At 39.2% G+C, this 17,606-nt stretch carries 19 protein-coding genes; 16 read left to right on the top strand and 3 right to left on the bottom strand.

Annotated elements, in window-relative coordinates; translation table 11 throughout:
• The first annotated feature begins 17 nt into the window (after positions 1-17).
• The 8 genes from LG307_RS15175 to LG307_RS15140 all read left to right on the top strand — a co-directional run bounded on the left by LG307_RS15175 (position 18) and on the right by LG307_RS15140 (position 9,672).
• Positions 18-1,538 (top strand): rhomboid family intramembrane serine protease, encoded by a 1,521-nt coding sequence (locus tag LG307_RS15175; protein ID WP_404443601.1) that lies wholly within the window; start codon positions 18-20, stop codon positions 1,536-1,538.
• A gap of 177 nt (positions 1,539-1,715) precedes the next feature.
• On the top strand, positions 1,716-3,152 hold the full coding sequence (locus LG307_RS15170) for a spore germination protein (RefSeq protein WP_404450470.1): 1,437 nt from the start codon (positions 1,716-1,718) through the stop codon (positions 3,150-3,152).
• 147 nt (positions 3,153-3,299) lie between these two features.
• Positions 3,300-3,491, top strand: coding sequence for a YqgQ family protein (locus LG307_RS15165; protein ID WP_404443598.1), 192 nt, complete (start codon positions 3,300-3,302; stop codon positions 3,489-3,491).
• Between the two features lie 16 nt (positions 3,492-3,507).
• Positions 3,508-4,467 carry an ROK family glucokinase gene (locus LG307_RS15160; RefSeq protein WP_404443596.1) on the top strand — a complete coding sequence of 320 codons (960 nt, stop codon included), beginning with the start codon at positions 3,508-3,510 and terminating at the stop codon, positions 4,465-4,467.
• A gap of 390 nt (positions 4,468-4,857) precedes the next feature.
• The gene (locus LG307_RS15155) at positions 4,858-6,753 is read left to right on the top strand and encodes an LTA synthase family protein (protein ID WP_404443593.1); all 1,896 of its coding nucleotides are present in this window, start codon (positions 4,858-4,860) and stop codon (positions 6,751-6,753) included.
• A 122-nt stretch (positions 6,754-6,875) separates the two neighbouring features.
• A complete protein-coding gene (locus LG307_RS15150) occupies positions 6,876-8,075 on the top strand; it encodes a M14 family metallopeptidase (protein ID WP_404443590.1) in 1,200 nt (399 codons plus the stop codon).
• A 135-nt stretch (positions 8,076-8,210) separates the two neighbouring features.
• On the top strand, positions 8,211-9,341 hold the full coding sequence (locus LG307_RS15145) for a hypothetical protein (protein WP_404443587.1): 1,131 nt from the start codon (positions 8,211-8,213) through the stop codon (positions 9,339-9,341).
• A gap of 16 nt (positions 9,342-9,357) precedes the next feature.
• A complete protein-coding gene (locus LG307_RS15140) occupies positions 9,358-9,672 on the top strand; it encodes an MTH1187 family thiamine-binding protein (RefSeq protein WP_404443584.1) in 315 nt (104 codons plus the stop codon).
• A 370-nt stretch (positions 9,673-10,042) separates the two neighbouring features.
• Here the strand turns inward: LG307_RS15140 and LG307_RS15135 are convergent, their stop codons facing one another.
• Positions 10,043-10,216 (bottom strand): DUF2759 domain-containing protein, encoded by a 174-nt coding sequence (locus LG307_RS15135; RefSeq protein ID WP_404443581.1) that lies wholly within the window; start codon positions 10,214-10,216, stop codon positions 10,043-10,045.
• A 114-nt stretch (positions 10,217-10,330) separates the two neighbouring features.
• Entirely contained in the window at positions 10,331-10,816 is a 486-nt protein-coding gene (locus LG307_RS15130; protein WP_404443579.1) for a hypothetical protein, read from the bottom strand.
• Between the two features lie 83 nt (positions 10,817-10,899).
• Here LG307_RS15130 and LG307_RS15125 point away from each other — a divergent pair, with 83 nt between their 5' ends.
• Both LG307_RS15125 and LG307_RS15120 read left to right on the top strand, forming a co-directional pair.
• Positions 10,900-11,532, top strand: a complete 633-nt coding sequence (locus LG307_RS15125) for an MBL fold metallo-hydrolase (RefSeq protein ID WP_404443577.1) — start codon at positions 10,900-10,902, stop codon at positions 11,530-11,532.
• A gap of 111 nt (positions 11,533-11,643) precedes the next feature.
• Positions 11,644-12,663 carry an SAM-dependent methyltransferase gene (locus LG307_RS15120; protein WP_404443575.1) on the top strand — a complete coding sequence of 340 codons (1,020 nt, stop codon included), beginning with the start codon at positions 11,644-11,646 and terminating at the stop codon, positions 12,661-12,663.
• A 38-nt stretch (positions 12,664-12,701) separates the two neighbouring features.
• Here the strand turns inward: LG307_RS15120 and LG307_RS15115 are convergent, their stop codons facing one another.
• Entirely contained in the window at positions 12,702-12,947 is a 246-nt protein-coding gene (locus LG307_RS15115; RefSeq protein ID WP_010194612.1) for a DUF2626 domain-containing protein, read from the bottom strand.
• A gap of 337 nt (positions 12,948-13,284) precedes the next feature.
• Here LG307_RS15115 and LG307_RS15110 point away from each other — a divergent pair, with 337 nt between their 5' ends.
• From LG307_RS15110 to LG307_RS15085, 6 genes are all read left to right on the top strand, one after another.
• Positions 13,285-13,677 carry a Spx/MgsR family RNA polymerase-binding regulatory protein gene (locus LG307_RS15110; RefSeq protein WP_404450469.1) on the top strand — a complete coding sequence of 131 codons (393 nt, stop codon included), beginning with the start codon at positions 13,285-13,287 and terminating at the stop codon, positions 13,675-13,677.
• 371 nt (positions 13,678-14,048) lie between these two features.
• On the top strand, positions 14,049-14,264 hold the full coding sequence (locus LG307_RS15105; protein ID WP_404443573.1) for a DUF1659 domain-containing protein: 216 nt from the start codon (positions 14,049-14,051) through the stop codon (positions 14,262-14,264).
• A 42-nt stretch (positions 14,265-14,306) separates the two neighbouring features.
• Positions 14,307-14,522, top strand: a complete 216-nt coding sequence (locus tag LG307_RS15100; protein ID WP_404443571.1) for a DUF2922 domain-containing protein — start codon at positions 14,307-14,309, stop codon at positions 14,520-14,522.
• Between the two features lie 67 nt (positions 14,523-14,589).
• A complete protein-coding gene (locus LG307_RS15095; RefSeq protein ID WP_404443568.1) occupies positions 14,590-14,754 on the top strand; it encodes a YvrJ family protein in 165 nt (54 codons plus the stop codon).
• 158 nt (positions 14,755-14,912) lie between these two features.
• The gene (locus LG307_RS15090) at positions 14,913-15,983 is read left to right on the top strand and encodes an undecaprenyldiphospho-muramoylpentapeptide beta-N-acetylglucosaminyltransferase (RefSeq protein ID WP_404443566.1); all 1,071 of its coding nucleotides are present in this window, start codon (positions 14,913-14,915) and stop codon (positions 15,981-15,983) included.
• Between the two features lie 539 nt (positions 15,984-16,522).
• Complete coding sequence (locus LG307_RS15085; RefSeq protein ID WP_404443563.1) at positions 16,523-17,578, top strand: hypothetical protein; 1,056 nt, start codon at positions 16,523-16,525, stop codon at positions 17,576-17,578.
• Positions 17,579-17,606: the final 28 nt, after the last annotated feature.

Here is a 17,606-nt window from a genome sequence, read left to right as displayed (position 1 = left end):
AACGAGGAGGTGGGCAATTGAGGCAAGATATCTTATTTTGGCAGCTTGTTCAACATTTTGTTGTAATAAAAGAATATCGAATTTTACATATCTCTCCAGATCAGAACGAACTTTGGCTAGAAAACCTTACTTATAAAAAAGCACCCATTATCAGGCTCTATCGACATGATCTAGATTGGAGCACATGGCTTCAACGTGATATAGAGAATGCATCCGGACACGTGGTGAACTTTAAACAACAACTGAGAAAGCGTCATTTACATGCGTTCAATATTTATGTTTCATCATACCCTCCTGTGGATGATTGGGAATTCAGGGTGGAAGAACCGTATGTTAGGGAAAAAACGGAACTTCATTCCATCGTAATTCATGAGGGGAATATTCAAAAAGCATTAAGTAGAATTTCTCAGGTAACTGGGGATGAAGTAACTATTAAAGAAGAGAATGACTTAGATGATCTCGGACTCTATCAGCTCAAGCAGAGGGTTCTAAGTGCTTCTTCCCAAAGAGTTAAAGAGGAGAGATCCCTGTTTCAACATGGAAAACCCTTTTTTACATATTTTTTTATCTTTTTACACCTGGTTATGTTTTATTTATTAGAGACAAATGGGGGGAGCCAAAATCCTGAGACGCTGGTGAAATATGGTGCGAAATATAATCCCGCCATCCTTGAAGGGGACTGGTGGCGCTTCTTTACACCTATCGTCCTGCACATAGGGGTGCTTCACCTGTTGCTAAATACGATGGCTTTATTCTATCTAGGTAGTGCAGTGGAACGAATCTATGGTAACGCAAGGTTTCTCGGCATCTATTTATTTGCAGGGTTCGCCGGTTCTTTAGCCAGTTTCGTATTTACTTCCTCGCTATCTGCAGGTGCTTCTGGAGCCATCTTTGGTTGTTTTGGTGCTCTTTTGTTCGTTGGATTGATCCATCCCAAGTTGTTCCTCCGTACAATGGGAATGAACATTTTTGTATTGATAGGTATCAATCTTGCTATTGGATTTACGATCCCGGGCATTGATAATGCAGGTCATATTGGTGGATTGATAGGTGGTTTCTTGGCCTCGGCGATTGTGCATTTACCCAAGCATACAAAATTTATCCAAAGAATACTTGGCTTAGGTGCGGCAGTGGTACTGACATACTTTTTGCTCCAAGAAGGCTACAACGCCGAGAATCCGACTGCTCTCATTAAACAGGCAGAAACGTTGATTCAGCAAGAAGAATATGAAGAGGCACAAACCTTGCTTATTGATCTGGAAGATAGGGAGGAGGAATTCCCCGAAGTTCTGTTCTACCTTTCCTATATCGATATACAAGATGGCAACATAGAGGATGCGAAGAATCGATTAGAAAGACTTACTTCTCTTCAATCTACCTTTCATGAGGCGCACTATAATTTGGCTTTGGTTTATCTTGAGCTAAATGAGACAGAAAAGGCATCGGATTCCATTAACAAAGCGATCGAACTAGATTCAACTGTCGAAGCTTACAATACCTTACGCACAGAAATAGAGGCTTTGTTAAAAGAAGGATGATATTTAGCAGCAGCAAGGACTTCCATTCCCTCGGGATGGCGGCCCTTGCTGTTTTTGTGGAGTTCTGTATTTTTTTGATGGTATTGGCAGAAAATGAAAAGATAATAAATACTTCATACCTAATACATCAAAAATTAGGAGGAACTCATTTTGACTTGGCATAAACCAACAAAAAAAATGTCGGGCAACTTCGATGAGGACATCGGATATTTAAAAGAAAGAATGGCTGTGGATAAAAGTTTTGATTTAATCTTTCTGGATCTTCATTATGCAGGCAGAAAAATAGGCATGTTCCTGGTGGATGGTTTCGGTAAAGATGATATCATGTTGTTTTTAATGAAATTTTTATCTGATCTTTTGCCGGAAGAACTAGACGAAAAACCTTTAGATAAATTATTAAAGACTTACATACCTTATGTCGAAATAGGTAAAACCGACGATTTAGAAACAGTAGTAGATCAAGTCCTTGCAGGTCCGACGGTCATGATTGTGGAGGGGCTAGAGGAAGCCATCATCATTGACTCCAGGACCTATCCTGTCAGAGGACCGGAAGAACCTGACATGGAAAGAGTGGTACGGGGTTCCAGAGACGGCTTCGTTGAAACGATGATTTTCAACTGTGCTTTAATCAGAAGAAGGATAAGAGACAGTTCACTCAGGATGGAATATCTCCAAGTCGGCAGAAGATCAAAAACGGATATCAGTATCTGTTATTTGGACGAGTTGGCAGATCCCGATTTAGTGAGGGAAATTAAACAGTCATTGGAAAATATTGATACGGACGGTCTGCCAATGGCTGAAAAAACACTGGAAGAATTTGTTGGGGGACGTCACTGGAATCCTTATCCTACTGTCAGATACACCGAAAGGCCGGATACAGCAGCCGCCCATTTGTATGAAGGACATGTGCTAGTCATAGTCGATGGGTCACCAAGTGTCATCATAACTCCAGCTACATTTTGGCACCATCTGCAACATGCAGAAGAGTACAGAAACAAACCGGTGGTTGGGGCTTACTTAAGACTTGTCCGATTCCTGGCAGTCTGGGCGTCCATATTCATCCTGCCTTTATGGTTCTTGTTAGCAACGAATACGCAGTTACTACCTGAACAACTATCATATATAGGCCCAAGTGAAACGGGAGAGGTCCCCTTAATCGCTCAGATACTCATCATAGAAATCGGGATGGATATGCTCAGAATGGCAGCCATTCATACGCCAACTTCTTTAGGGACAGCCCTTGGACTGGTGGCGGCAATTCTAATAGGAGATGTGGCGGTAAAAGTAGGTCTCTTTGTACCTGAGATTATCCTGTATCTGGCTATTGCGGCGATTGGAACATTCTCCACCCCAAGCTATGAACTTAGTTTGGCAAACAGGCTGTTCCGGATTGTGCTTCTTTTACTTACTTTCATGTTCGGAGTAATAGGCTTTATGGTGGGACTTGTCATACTTGTGGTATTCCTAATGATGATGAACTCGTACAACGTCCCATATCTATGGCCGTTTATCCCATTCAACTACCGAGGATTCCGGGACGTATTAATCCGAGCGCCGATTCCTCTGAAGAACAGGAGACCAACCATTCTCCACTCGGAAGACCCAGATAGATAACAAGAAAGTAAATGATCCTTGTAAAAAACGGATGGGCGTGATTCCATCCGTTTTTTCCTGTTTTCTTGCTTGACGTTGAAAGGGAATCCTTTATACTGAAAATGGAGCACAAACCCTTTCAGCTAGTAAAGAAGAAAAGGTGAAGTCATGAAAAATATGGTAGACATAAGACAACTTTTAAAAAGCTATGGAGCATATATCTACACAGGCGACAAAATAGCAGACCTAGAGCTAATGGAAGATGAAATTAGAGAGCTCTATCGTTCTGGAGTCCTGGACGCGAGTGTGTTCCAATCCGCAATGATTTTACTGCGACAAGAATTATCCAAATTAAGATAAAGAAAAGGTGAAACAAATGGAAAACAAATGGTTGGTTGGTGTTGACCTGGGCGGCACAACAATTAAAATGGCGTTTATTACACAATACGGTGAAATCGCTCACAAGTGGGAGATTGTTACAAATATAAGCGAAAAAGGCAAATACATTACTACAGATATTGCTAAAGCTATAGACAGCAAACTGGAAGAACTGGGCGAAACAAAGTCTAAATTAAGAGCACTTGGAATGGGTGCGCCAGGTCCTGTAAACATGGCAACAGGATTAATATATGAAGCAGTTAACTTGGGATGGGAAAACTACCCTCTAAAAGATCTGCTGGAAGTAGAAACAGGATTGCCTGTGGTAGTCGACAATGATGCGAACCTTGCTGCGATCGGTGAGATGTGGAAAGGTGCAGGGGAAGGATCTAAAGACCTGATATGTGTAACCCTTGGAACGGGAGTTGGGGGAGGCATCATTACAAATGGAGAGATTGTTCATGGTATTAATGGAGCAGGTGGAGAAATAGGCCATATCACGGTCATACCAGAGGGTGGAGCACCGTGCAATTGTGGAAAAACAGGATGTCTGGAAACGATTGCATCTGCAACCGGAATTGTTCGTCTCGCTAAAGAAGCAATGGAAAAAATTCCGGGAAGCAAGCTGGAAGAAATAGCACAGCAACAAGGATTGACTGCAAAATTAATTTTCGAACAAGCTGATGCAAAAGAAGAAATATCGCAATATGTTGTTGATCAAGTCTCTTCTTATTTAGGACTCGCTTTGGCGAATCTTGCAAATGCTATGAATCCTGAAAAAATCGTTATTGGTGGAGGGGTATCAAAAGCAGGTGAAAAATTATTAGAACCTGTTCGTCATCATTTTGTAAAATATCTCTTCCCAAGAACTAAAGTGGGCGTGAAAATTGCGGAAGCGACATTAGGAAATGATGCAGGGGTAATTGGAGCGGCTTATCTGGCAAAAACGAAATTGTAAAAAAATGTGTAGTTTATTCTTTCAGTCTCTTGGGTAAAAGAGATAGGAAGAAGCGAGAATAACGCGTTAAGGAGGCTTCTTGACAGAAGTCTCCTTTTATTTGACTATTCAAAATAAATAAACATTTACTTTTCGTGAAACTTTTTGGCTTGTACTGCGTCTATTATATATAGCTGCAAACAACGCCAAGACTATTATTCTAGCTCTTTAATATAAATGCAGTATTAATTATCCATTGATTTTTTGTAAAAAAAGTTTTAAGATATGTCGTAGCCAAATTTTTTGAGTGATGAAAAGTTGGTTGTGGATACATCTAAAATGTTTTTTTTAACAATACTAATACTATAATAAAGAGCTTCCCTGTCTTTGCTATAAGGAGGTAAATAAAAGATGAAGCAAGCCTTTAAATCAAAAGTACCTTTTATCCTGATCGCAGTTGTCCTGCTATGGATAAAAACCTATATCGTATATAAAACAAGTTTTAACATTACAATTGAATCCCTAAAACAGGAATTTATACTATTTATTAATCCGTTGAGCTTTATACTGCTTATTGCCGGATTTGCACTCTTCTTTAAGGAAAAAGGAATGAAGCGGTACCTGATTATTACAAGTTTTATCGTTTCGTTTGTCCTTTATGCAAATGCAGTTTATTACCGTTTTTTCAATGATTTCATTACAATCCCGTTACTTTTCCAATCGGGGAATATGAGTGATCTTGGCGGTAGTATTACAGAACTTATGACACCAATTGACTTATTGATGTTCACAGATGTAATTATTCTTATTGCTATTGCTAAATGGACACCGTCCTTTGTCAGCATGAGTACATGGAGACCGAAAGTTCGCAAGATGTACTTCTTATCCGTTGTTGGTATTTTCCTTTTTAACTTAGGTTTGGCGGAAACAGAAAGACCGCAATTATTGACTCGTACATTTGACCGCGAAATCCTTGTGAAAAACTTAGGAACATACAACTACCATGTTTATGATGCTGTTCTACAGTCTAAAACACGTGCGCAGCGTGCGATGGCTGATGGGAGCGAACTTGCTGAGATTCAAAACTACATCAATGCAAGTTACAAAGCACCTAACGACGATTTGTATGGTGTTGCAAAAGGTAAAAATGTCATTGTCGTCAAATTAGAATCTATGCAAAGCTTTGTCATTGACAAAGAAATCAACGGAGAACCGATTACTCCGTTCTTAAATGAATTAAAAGATCAGAGTTATTATTTCAATAACTTCTATCATCAAACAGGACAGGGGAAAACGTCGGACTCTGAATTTTTATTAGATAATTCTTTATATCCAGTTGGCCGTGGTGCCGTGTTCTTCACTCATGGAACGAATGATTTCCATACGGCAACGCCTAATGCAGTAAAAGAGGAAGGTTATACACCTGTAACATTCCATGCAAATAATAAAAGCTTCTGGAATCGTGATGTAATGTATAAGTCTTTAGGCTATGATCAATATTTTGATATTGAAAGTTATGATGTAAATGAAGAAAATTCCGTAGGTTGGGGTTTAAAGGATATTGAGTTTTTTCAACAATCAATCCCATACATGCAAAATTTAGAAAAGCCTTTCTATGCTAAATTCATTACTTTAACCAATCACTTCCCGTTCGTATTGGATGAAGAAGACAAATTTGTTGATGAGTTTGATTCTAACAGCCGTACATTGAACCGATATTTCCCTACAGTAAGATATAGTGATGAATCCATTAAAGTCCTTTTCGATGAGCTGAAGAAATCAGGTCTTTATGAAGATTCCATCATCATCCTGTATGGAGATCATTACGGGATTTCAGAAAACCATAATGAAGCGATGGGCCAGTATCTAGGAAAAGAGATAACTCCTTTTGAAAATGCTCAATTGCAACGTGTACCAATGTTTGTTCATATTCCAGGTGTAACGGATAAAAACCCGAAAGAGTTTGATACAGTTGGCGGTCAGATTGATCTTAAGCCTACAATCAAACACTTACTTGGAATGGAAACGAAAAATGATATCCAATTCGGTGCAGATCTATTCTCCGAAGACAGAAATGATTTTGTTGTATTCCGTGACGGAAGCTTTGTGACAGACGAAGTGGTATATGCTAAAAATGCTTGCTATGATAAGGAAACAGAAGAAGAAACAGATCAATCAGCATGTGAGCCTTACATGGAAAAAGCTAAAAAAGAGCTTCAATACTCGGATGAAATTATTTACGGAGACCTGCTTCGCTTTTATGATGGTACTTCCATTCAAGTCGATGATAGCAAAATAGAAGAATAATAAAACGCCGAAAGCAAACTACATTGCTTTCGGCGTTTTTGCTTTCTCATTTCGATAAGTTCTAAATATCATTGGTTCCCCATATGGTTAGTATAAATGCGAATGGTGGGCGGTGATATAGAATGAAGGTTGTAGCTAGAAGAGGCGACTCCCTATGGTATTATAGTCAGTTATTTGGGCTTCCTTTGCAGTTAATTAGCGATTCAAACCCAAATACCTCCTCTGACTCAGAACCCCTTAAAACGGGGCAGGAAATAGCTATACCAGGTTTTATTCAGATAGATTATGAAGTAGAAAGAGCCGACACCATCCAAACGATCGCTCAAAAACTAAACCTCTCCTCTGATGGTATGGTGTTAATGAATCAAGATAAAGACATTGCCAATATAAAGGCAGGAGATGTGCTCCAATTGCCTTGTAGAATGACCCAAAATATAGTTCATACAAAGAAACGGTATGATTATCAATCAATGGCACAGGACATTAATAAACTCAAAGAAATATATCCTTTTATACAATGCACTTCCATTGGACAATCTGTGATGGGAAAGCCCTTGCATCACATTCAAATAGGAAAGGGGAAAAAGAAGGTCCATTGGAATGGAAGTTTTCATGCGAACGAGTGGATTACAAGTGCGGTTGTAATGAATTTAATCAATGACTACCTTAGATGCCTTACAAACTTCACACCATTAAGAGGGCTTCCTTGTCTGCCTTTGTATAATCAATCAGCGCTTTCCATTGTTCCGATGGTAAACCCTGATGGGGTGGATCTTGTCCTAAATGGAGCGCCATCTGAAACGTCCTTCAAAGAGCTGGTGGAAGAGATTAATCAGGACCGTCCTGATTTTACAGCTTGGAAGGCAAACATCAGGGGGATAGATTTAAATAAGCATTTTCCTGCTAATTGGAAGATTGAAAAGATAAGAAAAGAGGAGAAAGTACCTTCCCCACGAGATTATCCTGGTGACATGCCTTTGACGGAGCCAGAAGCACTTGCGATGGCAAGCCTGGCTGAAAGAGAAAACTTCGATAAAGTGATTGCCGTCCATACTCAAGGAGAAGAATTTTATTGGGGATACGAGGGCCATGAGCCGGTGGAGAGCGAGTTGATCGCGAAGGAGTTTGAAAGGGTCAGCACCTATAAAAGCGTCCGCTATGTTGACAGTCACGCAGGATTTAAAGATTGGTACATTCAAGAGTACAAAAAACCGGGATTCACTCTGGAACTTGGCAGAGGAATTAACCCGCTGCCCTTGTCACAATACAATACCATTTATCAAAAAACACTGGGTATCTTTTTAGCTTCCCTCTACACGTAAAACGGCAAAGGAACCATCTTGCCGTTTTTTAAAATTGGAAAAAATATTACTGTAGGAATAATTATTTTTTTAGCTTGTATTGAAACCTTTCCTGCCTCATAATCGTTAATAAGATAGGAAAAAAGGAGGGGTGCAATGAAAAAGGTTTTTTGGGTAGTCTGTATCATTATTTGTTTTTTGATAGGATGTCAATCTCCTTCTCACCCCAAGGAAGTTAGCAACGCGCCTGCACTCTCTAATCAAACAAAACAAAAACCTTTCAATCCGTCATTCTTTCTAACCGAATCATTTAAAAAGCTCTCAGTACCCGCTGAACAATTCAGTACAATCTCAGAATGGTTGAATGATGAAACCATATTATATATAGTAAATGATGGCTCCGGCTCTGCGGTTCATTCCTATCATTTAATTTCCGGAGAGACAGATGTCTTTTATAAATCTGAAGAACCTATACTGTCTGTGGAAGCAAATAATAACCATGAAATGTTTCTTGTACGATCTGCTGTCTCTGCTACAGAAGGGAAGCTACTAGTGCTTTCTGACGAAGGGGAAGAACTAGCAGATTGGAGATTTGATCATTCAATAGATCTCGTCTATTCCTGGAATCCCTTCTCCGGCCAGCAGCTAGTTGTTTCGTCTTTTAAGGAGGACTGGACATTTGATAGCTTTCTGCTTGATGTTCCCAACAAAAGTATGGTAAAAAAAGATGTGAAAGATCCGTTTGTCCAATGGCTTTCAAATGAAGAAATAGGGTATATAGATTGGAATCCTGATATGCCTGTTTTGGAAGCGCCGTTGTATACAGAGGATTTAGGAACGGAAGAAAAGAGCGAACTCAAGGAAAGAGTCGTCATGTTTCATACTAATGAAAGCCTGTTAATTACTGTTGGTTCAGTAGATGAAAATGAGATGGCTTCTTATTCCTTTTATCGTTTTCCAGAGTTAGAGGAAGTTCAGTCTTATGAAGCACCTTTGTTAACCTTGTATTCTAATTACTTTATTCCTTATTTTGATTTTGTGGGGAGCTCCAATCTCTTCTATTCATTTGAGGCAACTCGTGCAGGGAATGCAGATGGATATTCCGATGGTTTTCAATTCATCTCTTTTGACAGTACAACTGGGCAAAAAGAAGTTCTTGTAAAAGACATGGAAAACAAGCCTTTAAAATGCTCACCTAGTGGAGTGTATTGTTTGTATGGCTATCAGTTGGAACAACTAATCATTCCTTTAACGAAAAAATTAGTTAATCTTGTGGAGTTATCTTAGTAAAGGGGAGAAAAGAATGGCAATTGTCGATGTTACTGTTATTCCCATTGGAACAAATGGGCCAAGTGTAAGTGACTATGTTGCAGATATACAAGATATCTTGGAAGGTTTCAAAAAGGAAGGGAAAATCAACTATAAATTAACGCCAATGAGTACCATTATTGAAGGAGAACTTCCGACATTATTGCACGTGGTACAGGTTATCCACGAAGCACCGTTTCAAAAAGGATTGCATCGGGTAGCAACAAATATCCGAATAGATGATCGCAGAGACAAAAGTGTTCAGATGGAAGATAAGCTTCGAGCAGTGGAATCCAAACGTTCCAATTAATAAAAATGCCAGTCACTTTGAAAGCGAGTGACTGGCATTTTTTTGCTAAATATAAAATCCTTTGGTTAAGCGGCCGTGCCCCTTACATTTCGTACATTTTTTGTAGAAGGGCAGTATGAAAAGCTTTTTCTTCCCTGTCCCATTGCAACTTCCACACAATGTCTTTAATGCCAAGCATATCACCCTCCTAAAGTTCTTTTGTCTACAGTATGTCCCTTAACACCGATGTTTATAGCTTAATCTAAGTCTGCTATCAGTATATTCACAACGTCTGTTTTTGTTTGAGAATTTTTGCGTAAAAAAAAAAGTATCCCTACCATTTGGAAGGAATACTCTTCTCTTGCCTTAGCAAGGTACATATGAATAGTAATTAGTGTGCTACAGGGTAACCGGATTGAATGACAGTCATTACTGTAAACCAACCAAACACTGCAACAGTTCCGAAAGAGAAAACAATTCCTAAGAAGTTTTTTTCTTTAAGGGAACGGACAAGTGCAAATACGCATAAAAGTGTTACAAGTCCAAAAATAATAACTAATGGCAAGGTTTAACGCCCCTTTCAGAGATCATATTCATTTCTATTTAAAAGAAATTCCATAAAATAAGTATGTAATGGAACATTACAATACACTCCATTAACATTTTAAATGTTTTCTCACTATTTGTCGAGGTCAAAAAATGACACTTCTATGTCATATGCCCGAGCCACTTTCAACATATATTCTTTATTTTCTTTATCAATAATATAGGATCTATTATATTGTTCCTCCATCGCAATAATTGATTCCTCCATTTGTATGAGGAACATATTAATATCTTCTTGTTTACCGCTTTCAATTTTGAAGATGGATATCATATCTTGATACATGAAATGATTATTTTTTTCTGAAACAAATCCGTAGTCGGTAAAAAGACTGCTGGCCACCGGATTTTCTAAGAGGGAAAGTGTATACGTTTCCTCGAGGATACAACGGTCCAACAGCAAGTTTTTTACAACTTTCGCTTCCAAGGCGGAATCGGTAATAAGCATATTCTCATCTGAATCAAAGATACTGGCTATCTGTTTAAGCTGCAAGAGAAGGTTCTGAAAGTATTGCGGTTTATCGTCTGCGCATTGTATTTCCAAACCGAACATAGGCTTCATAGGCAATTTCCTTTCGTTTCTCAAGTTCTACTTCTTAGTGTAAAATAGATGAAAAGATACTTCAAGGAAAGGTGTGGAAAGAAATGAAATGGAAACAACTACCACTTGGTCCGTTGCAAACAAATGCTTACCTTCTAATAAATGATAAAAAAGAATGCATCATTTTTGACCCAGGAAGTGAGGGGCAGGCTTTTAATACATACTTGGAAGAAAACGCTCTAAAACCATTAGCTGTTTTATTGACCCATGCACATTTTGATCATATAGGAGCAGTGGATGCAGTACGCAATCATTGGAAAGTCCCGGTATATGTACATAAAAAAGAGAAGACTTGGCTTGGTGATCCAAGTCTTAATGGCTCTAAGTTCTTCCAGCTTGGACCTATTACGGCTGAGCCGGCTGACCATCTTATTCAAGCTGAAGAAAAGTTGGTGATATCCAATTTTGAATTGGAAATCTTATATACGCCAGGTCACTCGCCAGGCAGTGTGAGTTTTTATCATGAACCGAGCAAAGTGGTATTTGCCGGAGATGCCCTTTTTGCTGGCAGCATTGGACGAACAGACCTTCCGGGAGGCAATCACGATCAGCTTATACAAAGCATACACAACAAGCTGCTGACCCTGCCAGAAGAAACGACCGTTCTAGCAGGGCATGGGATGACCACAACCATAGCAAGGGAAATGGATAGCAACCCATTTCTTAATGGCTTTTAAAAAATGATCCCGGCATTTTTACAAGAAAAGATAGAAAAATCCCCACAAAAAAAATTGGATTTTGCCGAATATATGACGGCTGTACTCTATCATCCTTCAGAAGGATATTATATGAAGCAAAAAATTAAAGTGGGCACTGAAGGAGATTTTATCACGAGCAGCAATGTCCATAATGTCTATGGAAGGCTTTTCGCGAAACTGTTGGTAGGGTATTTTCAGGAATCTGATATTCCACCGGTAATTATTGAGATAGGCGGCGGGAATGGCAGGTTTGCTAAGCACCTATTAGAGGAGGTAAAGTGCCTGGATGAAGCTCTTTATGGCCAGATGAAGTATATCATGGTGGAGACAAGCTCTTATCATATTTCAATGCAGAAGTACTCTATTCCGGACACCGCACCTGTCAGCTATTATACTTCATTGAATGATGTGCCTAAGAGTCTCAGAAAGGGTGTGCTTTTTTCCAACGAACTATTTGATGCTTTACCTGTACATATAGTCGAATACACAAACGGAGCACTAATGGAAGTTTTCGTCACCCTAAATGAAGATGGGAAACTGTCGGAGAAAAGCATTAGGATGGTTAATGAGGATATTCTAAGCTATATATCTAGGAACAAATTGACTTTTGTTGAAGGTCAGCGAATGGAAATTCCGTTAACGATGGTGGATTATGCAAAGATCCTTGGAGAATGGTTGCTTGCAGGTACCATCATTACAGTGGATTATGGATACCGTTTTTCGGAATTGGCCAGTCCAGAGTTGGTAGGGGGCAGTCTTAGGGGATATTATCAACATCACCTAATAAAGAATCCCCTGAAATATCCTACGGAGATGGATTTGACCTCACATATACATCTGGACGCATTGGAAGATAGCTTTCGTGACTCGGGATTCAACCATGTTGGAACCTTTAGGCAGGGAGAATTTCTCGTGGCGGCAGGTATTCTTGAATATCTTCAAGAAAATCAAGACCCAAATCCTTTCTCTGAAAAAAGTAAGCAGAACAGAGCGATAAGAACCCTCATTATGGATAGCAGTTGGAGCAACTCTTTTCATGTGCTTATTCATGAAAAGGGGACGAACACATGGGACAAGTTAATAGGTTTTGACCACAATAAAAAGCGATGACATAAGTCAATCGCTTTTTATTGTTTAGCTACGTATGTTTAATGACCACCAGATCCAGGCACCATCATAAATGTTGTCCAATACGAGAAGGCAACAAAGAAAATTGTTAAATATGCTCCGAAAATATAGATGTACATACGTTCAGATAGCTTAAGATAACTTAATAAAATGAAGAATACCGTTTGTCCGAAGAAAAGTAAAGACGTTTGAGTCATGTGGCCAAGATAGAACATAACTGCAAAAATCCCAGTCCAGAAACCCATTACACGGTACATACGATCCATATGTATCCCCTCCTTACGCACTAATCCTTATGCTTGTCACTTTCCTATTATAATGTACCAATACTTTACTTGTAAATAAGCGTTTGTTTCTAGTTTGTGACGATTACAAGATAAGTACATTTTTCTCCAGTTCCACATTGATTATGCAACTATTTTTCTATCATACCATTATAGTCCAAAGTTAAACAAGAAGCCTTATTTTTTTGTGAAGAAAGAATGTTGTCGTAATTTGTTCAATAAATAGTTATCATTTTACTGTACAAAAGTTATACAATTGGTATACAATGAGATTAACATAAAATATTGAAGAAAAAATAAGAACGGGGAGGTAAGTATGATGAATGAAATCATTTTTTACAGTTACCCAAGTTGTACGTCATGTAGAAAGACGAAGAAGTGGTTGAAGGCCAACAATGTACAGTTTCAGGAAAAGCATATTTTCAGGGAAACGCCCAACAAAGAAGAAATGATGAAGATTCTTTCGTTAACAACAGAAGGAATTGATGAAATATTAGCAACTAGAAGCCAAACGTTTAAGGATCTTGGGATAGATGTTAATGAACTGTCACTATCCCAGCTTATTGAATTAATCATAGAAGAACCAAAGCTGCTTAGAAGACCGATCATCACAAGCGGGAAAAAGTTGATTGTTGGCTATAATGAGTCTTCCTTGCAAAAGCTGTCCAGACAAAAAACTAAATTTGATAATTTAAAACAATCCGTTTCCTAAATATCGAAAAAAACCATTCCTTTAACTGGGATGGTTTTTTTATGTGAAATTATATAATTCTGTTGATTTCATTTATTGAAGGGCTTTGAAAAGCAATCTACCTGTGTTAACTGAATAAGCATTACGTATTGATTATGTAATTTCTAGCTGTGGATTGTAGCAAATGGCGAAGACTCCAGCGGGGGAGTAACGGTAGATTGAGTCCCCTGAAGCGTTGTGAGGAGGCTCAAGCACCGTCCCGCGGAAAGCGCAACCATTTGTGGAAAGGAACAGCGGAGTAACCAAACAACTAATAGTTTTTAAAAAGTTTTCACGTGTTCACTACTTTTTCCCTTTAACTTTTTATATAGAGGGTGAAAGGAGGTGAGAGCATGGCAGATTACGCAGTAGAAAATGTCCAACTTCGTTTAATGTACGAATTAGGGGAGGATGACAAAGGCAAGTTGTTGTACCGTTCAAAAAACTACAACAACATCAAAGTCGATGCAGAGGCGTCGGCGCTTTTACAAGCTGCAGAAGCAATTTCTAATCTTCAGATAACACCAGTTTCAAATGTTAGACGCAGTGAATTGCACTTTCTAGGCTAATAGAGGTGTGACGCTAGAAGAGGAGAGAAAGGAGGTGGGTACATGTTCACATTGGAATTATTTTTTCTGAATGAAGAAGGTACAAAGGTGAAAGTCTCTGTTGATGATCCGAGAGCAGGTCTAACACAAGTGGAGATCGAGGAGGCGATGGATAGCATCATTGCAGCGAATGTCTTTACATCTAAAGGTGGGAATATCATCACAAAAGACAGCGCCAGAATTGTTGAACGAAATGTCACGGACTACGAACTAGCTTAACGCATTATGGAAAGGTCTACTCTACATCAGTAGGCCTTTTCTATTTAAATGGAAAGGGGGAGAGCACATGGACCAGTGGTGGACATGGATAAGCGAAGTTGGTTTCCCGATTGTTGTCACGTTTTATTTGTTGCATAGGATAGAACAAAAACTAGAAAGTGTAACAATAGCGTTGCAACAGCTTCCATATCAACTATCCAGGGAAACACTGCCTTCACGCAATATAAAATAAAAGATGAACAGGCTATTGAACTTGCAAGATGGTTCAATAGCCTGTTTTATGTTTCACATAGATTGTGGTAACGTCAATGATGGCATAAACTCTTTGCCTTTAACACTTTTTTCGTTAATAATAAGAAGAAAGAGAATGACATGAAGGATGTTGATACCATGACAAATAAGAAGATAGTTTTTACAGGCGGTGGCTCTGCAGGCCACGTCACACCTAATATAGCCATTATGAATAAATTAAAAGCCACAGGATGGGATATTACATATATAGGTTCAAGAAAAGGAATTGAAGAAGATATCATAGGAAAGGAAAATATTCCTTTCCACGGAATATCAAGCGGTAAGCTTAGACGCTATTTTGACTGGAAGAACTTTTCCGATCCTCTTAGGATTATTAAAGGGGCAATGGAAGCATTAGTGATCCTAAGAAAAGTGAAACCTAGTGTGGTTTTTTCAAAAGGGGGATTTGTAACGGTACCTGTAGTGATGGCGGCAAAATTGTTGAAAATACCCGTCATCATTCATGAATCAGATATCACGCCGGGTCTTGCCAATAAAATTGCGACGAAATTTGCGACTAAAGTTTTCGTTACATTTGACGAGACATTAAATCACTTTCCGTCTGATAAAGTACTTTTTACCGGTTCTCCGATTAGAGAAGAGTTATTCAAGGGAAAAGCCCAAGAAGGAAGAGCATGGCTTGGTTTCCACGAGAAAAAACCGATTCTAACCATAATGGGTGGAAGTCTTGGAGCGAAAAAAATTAATGAAACCTTACGCCAAATCCTACCGACATTAACAGAACAATACCAAATTGTTCATCTTTGCGGAAAAGGAAACGTGGACCGTTCACTTGAAGGCGTCAAAGGGTACAAACAATTTGAGTATATCAATCAAGAATTGCCAAATGTGCTGGCAGCATCCGAGTTCATCATTTCAAGAGCCGGGGCCAATTCCATATTTGAATTTCTTGCTTTACGAAAGCCGATGCTACTAATCCCTCTTTCTAGAAACGCAAGCAGGGGAGATCAAATATTAAATGCCCAATCATTCGAGAAAAAAGGGTTTGCTAAAGTATTGTTTGAAGAGGAACTTACAACCGATACATTGTTAAAGCAATTGGAGGCACTCCAGAATGATCAAGAACAACTGCAAACAAACATGTCTCAAGACAGTGCCCCAAACACACTGGAAATCATCTTAAAAGAAATCCTAAATACAGCAAGATAATACAGGAGAAGCAATCTATTAAGTATTAGTAGATTGCTTTTTCTTAATGAATTAGAGAGTATGAAATCCTGTTGATTTCCGTTCCAGGCGCTTCGCTTGCCTGCGGGCGGTCCGTGAGCCTCCTCGGCTTGCAGCCTGCGGGGTCTCACCTGTCCCTTCCTCCCTCGGGCGTCTGCGCACCTTCCACTTCATTCAACTAAGGTTGAAAAAATTCTCTAATTTAATTGTCTGAAAAAGGCAGTAACAATTCTTAACATATATACCAGCTGTGGATTGGAGCAAATGGCGAAGACTCCTGCGGGGGAGTAACCGTAGATTGAGACCCCTGAAGCGTTGTGAGGAAGCTCAAGCACCGTCCCGCGGAAAGCGCAGCCATTTGCGGAAAGGAACAGCGGCGCATAACCAAGCAACTAAAAGCGGACCGGGGTTTTCCTGGTTTTTTTATAATAATAATTTCTGATTTAAAATAAGTAGGATTTTCCATTAAAGGGTAAACTACCTTAGAACTAATACCATCTATTAGAAAGAGGCCGATACCGATGAAAAAACAAACATTAAAATTATTCACCATCTCCCTTATAGGATTTGTCATCATCATATCCGTCCTTTTGTATTTTTTCTCGGAACGTTTTACCCGCTCTTGGCTCCCGATTGACAATGGTTTTGGGGAAACAGTCACCCTGTCTCCTGACGATAAATCCATTGTTTTTCCATTCTATCAAAGCGGGGATGGAGCACTCTATAAGGCAGATGTGAATGGCAGCAATGTAAGTCAGTTAACTTATCCAAGACAAGAAGAAAGCCATGTGCACCCACGCTATTCTTCCAAAGGCGATAAAATACTTTTCTTATCGCAAGAAAAAGGGGAGGACACATTAACCAGATCACTTTACATTATGAATAGTGATGGAAGTGAGCTTGTGCGACTATCAGAGGATGATGAGCTGATAACAGACGCCATTTTCTCACAGGACGACCAATCCATCTATTACCTTGCAGCAAAGGATTATCAAGAAGGAAATGAAATGGAAGAGGGACCTTCTAACATTGATTTATATTCCATCGCTGTGACAGGGGAAGGGAAAGAGCGCCTCACACATGATGAAAGTTTGAAAAAACGAAGCCTATCACTCACAAAAGATGGAACAAAACTTGGCTATGTGGAATGGAATAAGGATGAAGAAAATGGCCTTCACTCTTCCTTTATTGTGATGGACACTCAAACTACTGAAAGAGAGTATGTCAAGCCCAGCTTTGACTTTCCAACAAATATCATCTATACCGGTAAACTTTCGCCTTCTGGGGATCTTGTAGTGTTTTCTGCAGCAAGCGAAAACCCTCGTGATAAATCTCAATTTATCTATGAAATGTACACAATGAAAAGCAGCGGGAAAGAAGTGCAACCAATTACAAGTTTTCGCACTTTGATAACCGATCCGGTATTTTTTAGAGACAAAGAGAGGGTGCTTTTTATTCAGGATCAAAGCTGGTTGAGGGGAAAACCTAATTACAAGTTATGGGCCGTGGATATTAACGGAGAAAGAATACAATCCATAACGCTACAAATGCCGCAGTTTTCCGGAACAATACTTTAATAATCTGAGACTTTCCTAAAAAAAAATC

This window comes from Sutcliffiella horikoshii (assembly GCF_044809035.1).
Classification (GTDB): Bacteria; Bacillota; Bacilli; order Bacillales; family Bacillaceae_I; genus Sutcliffiella_A; species Sutcliffiella_A horikoshii_G.
Note: the sequence above shows the minus strand (reverse complement) of the source record. Positions and strands in the feature narration are given on the sequence as shown.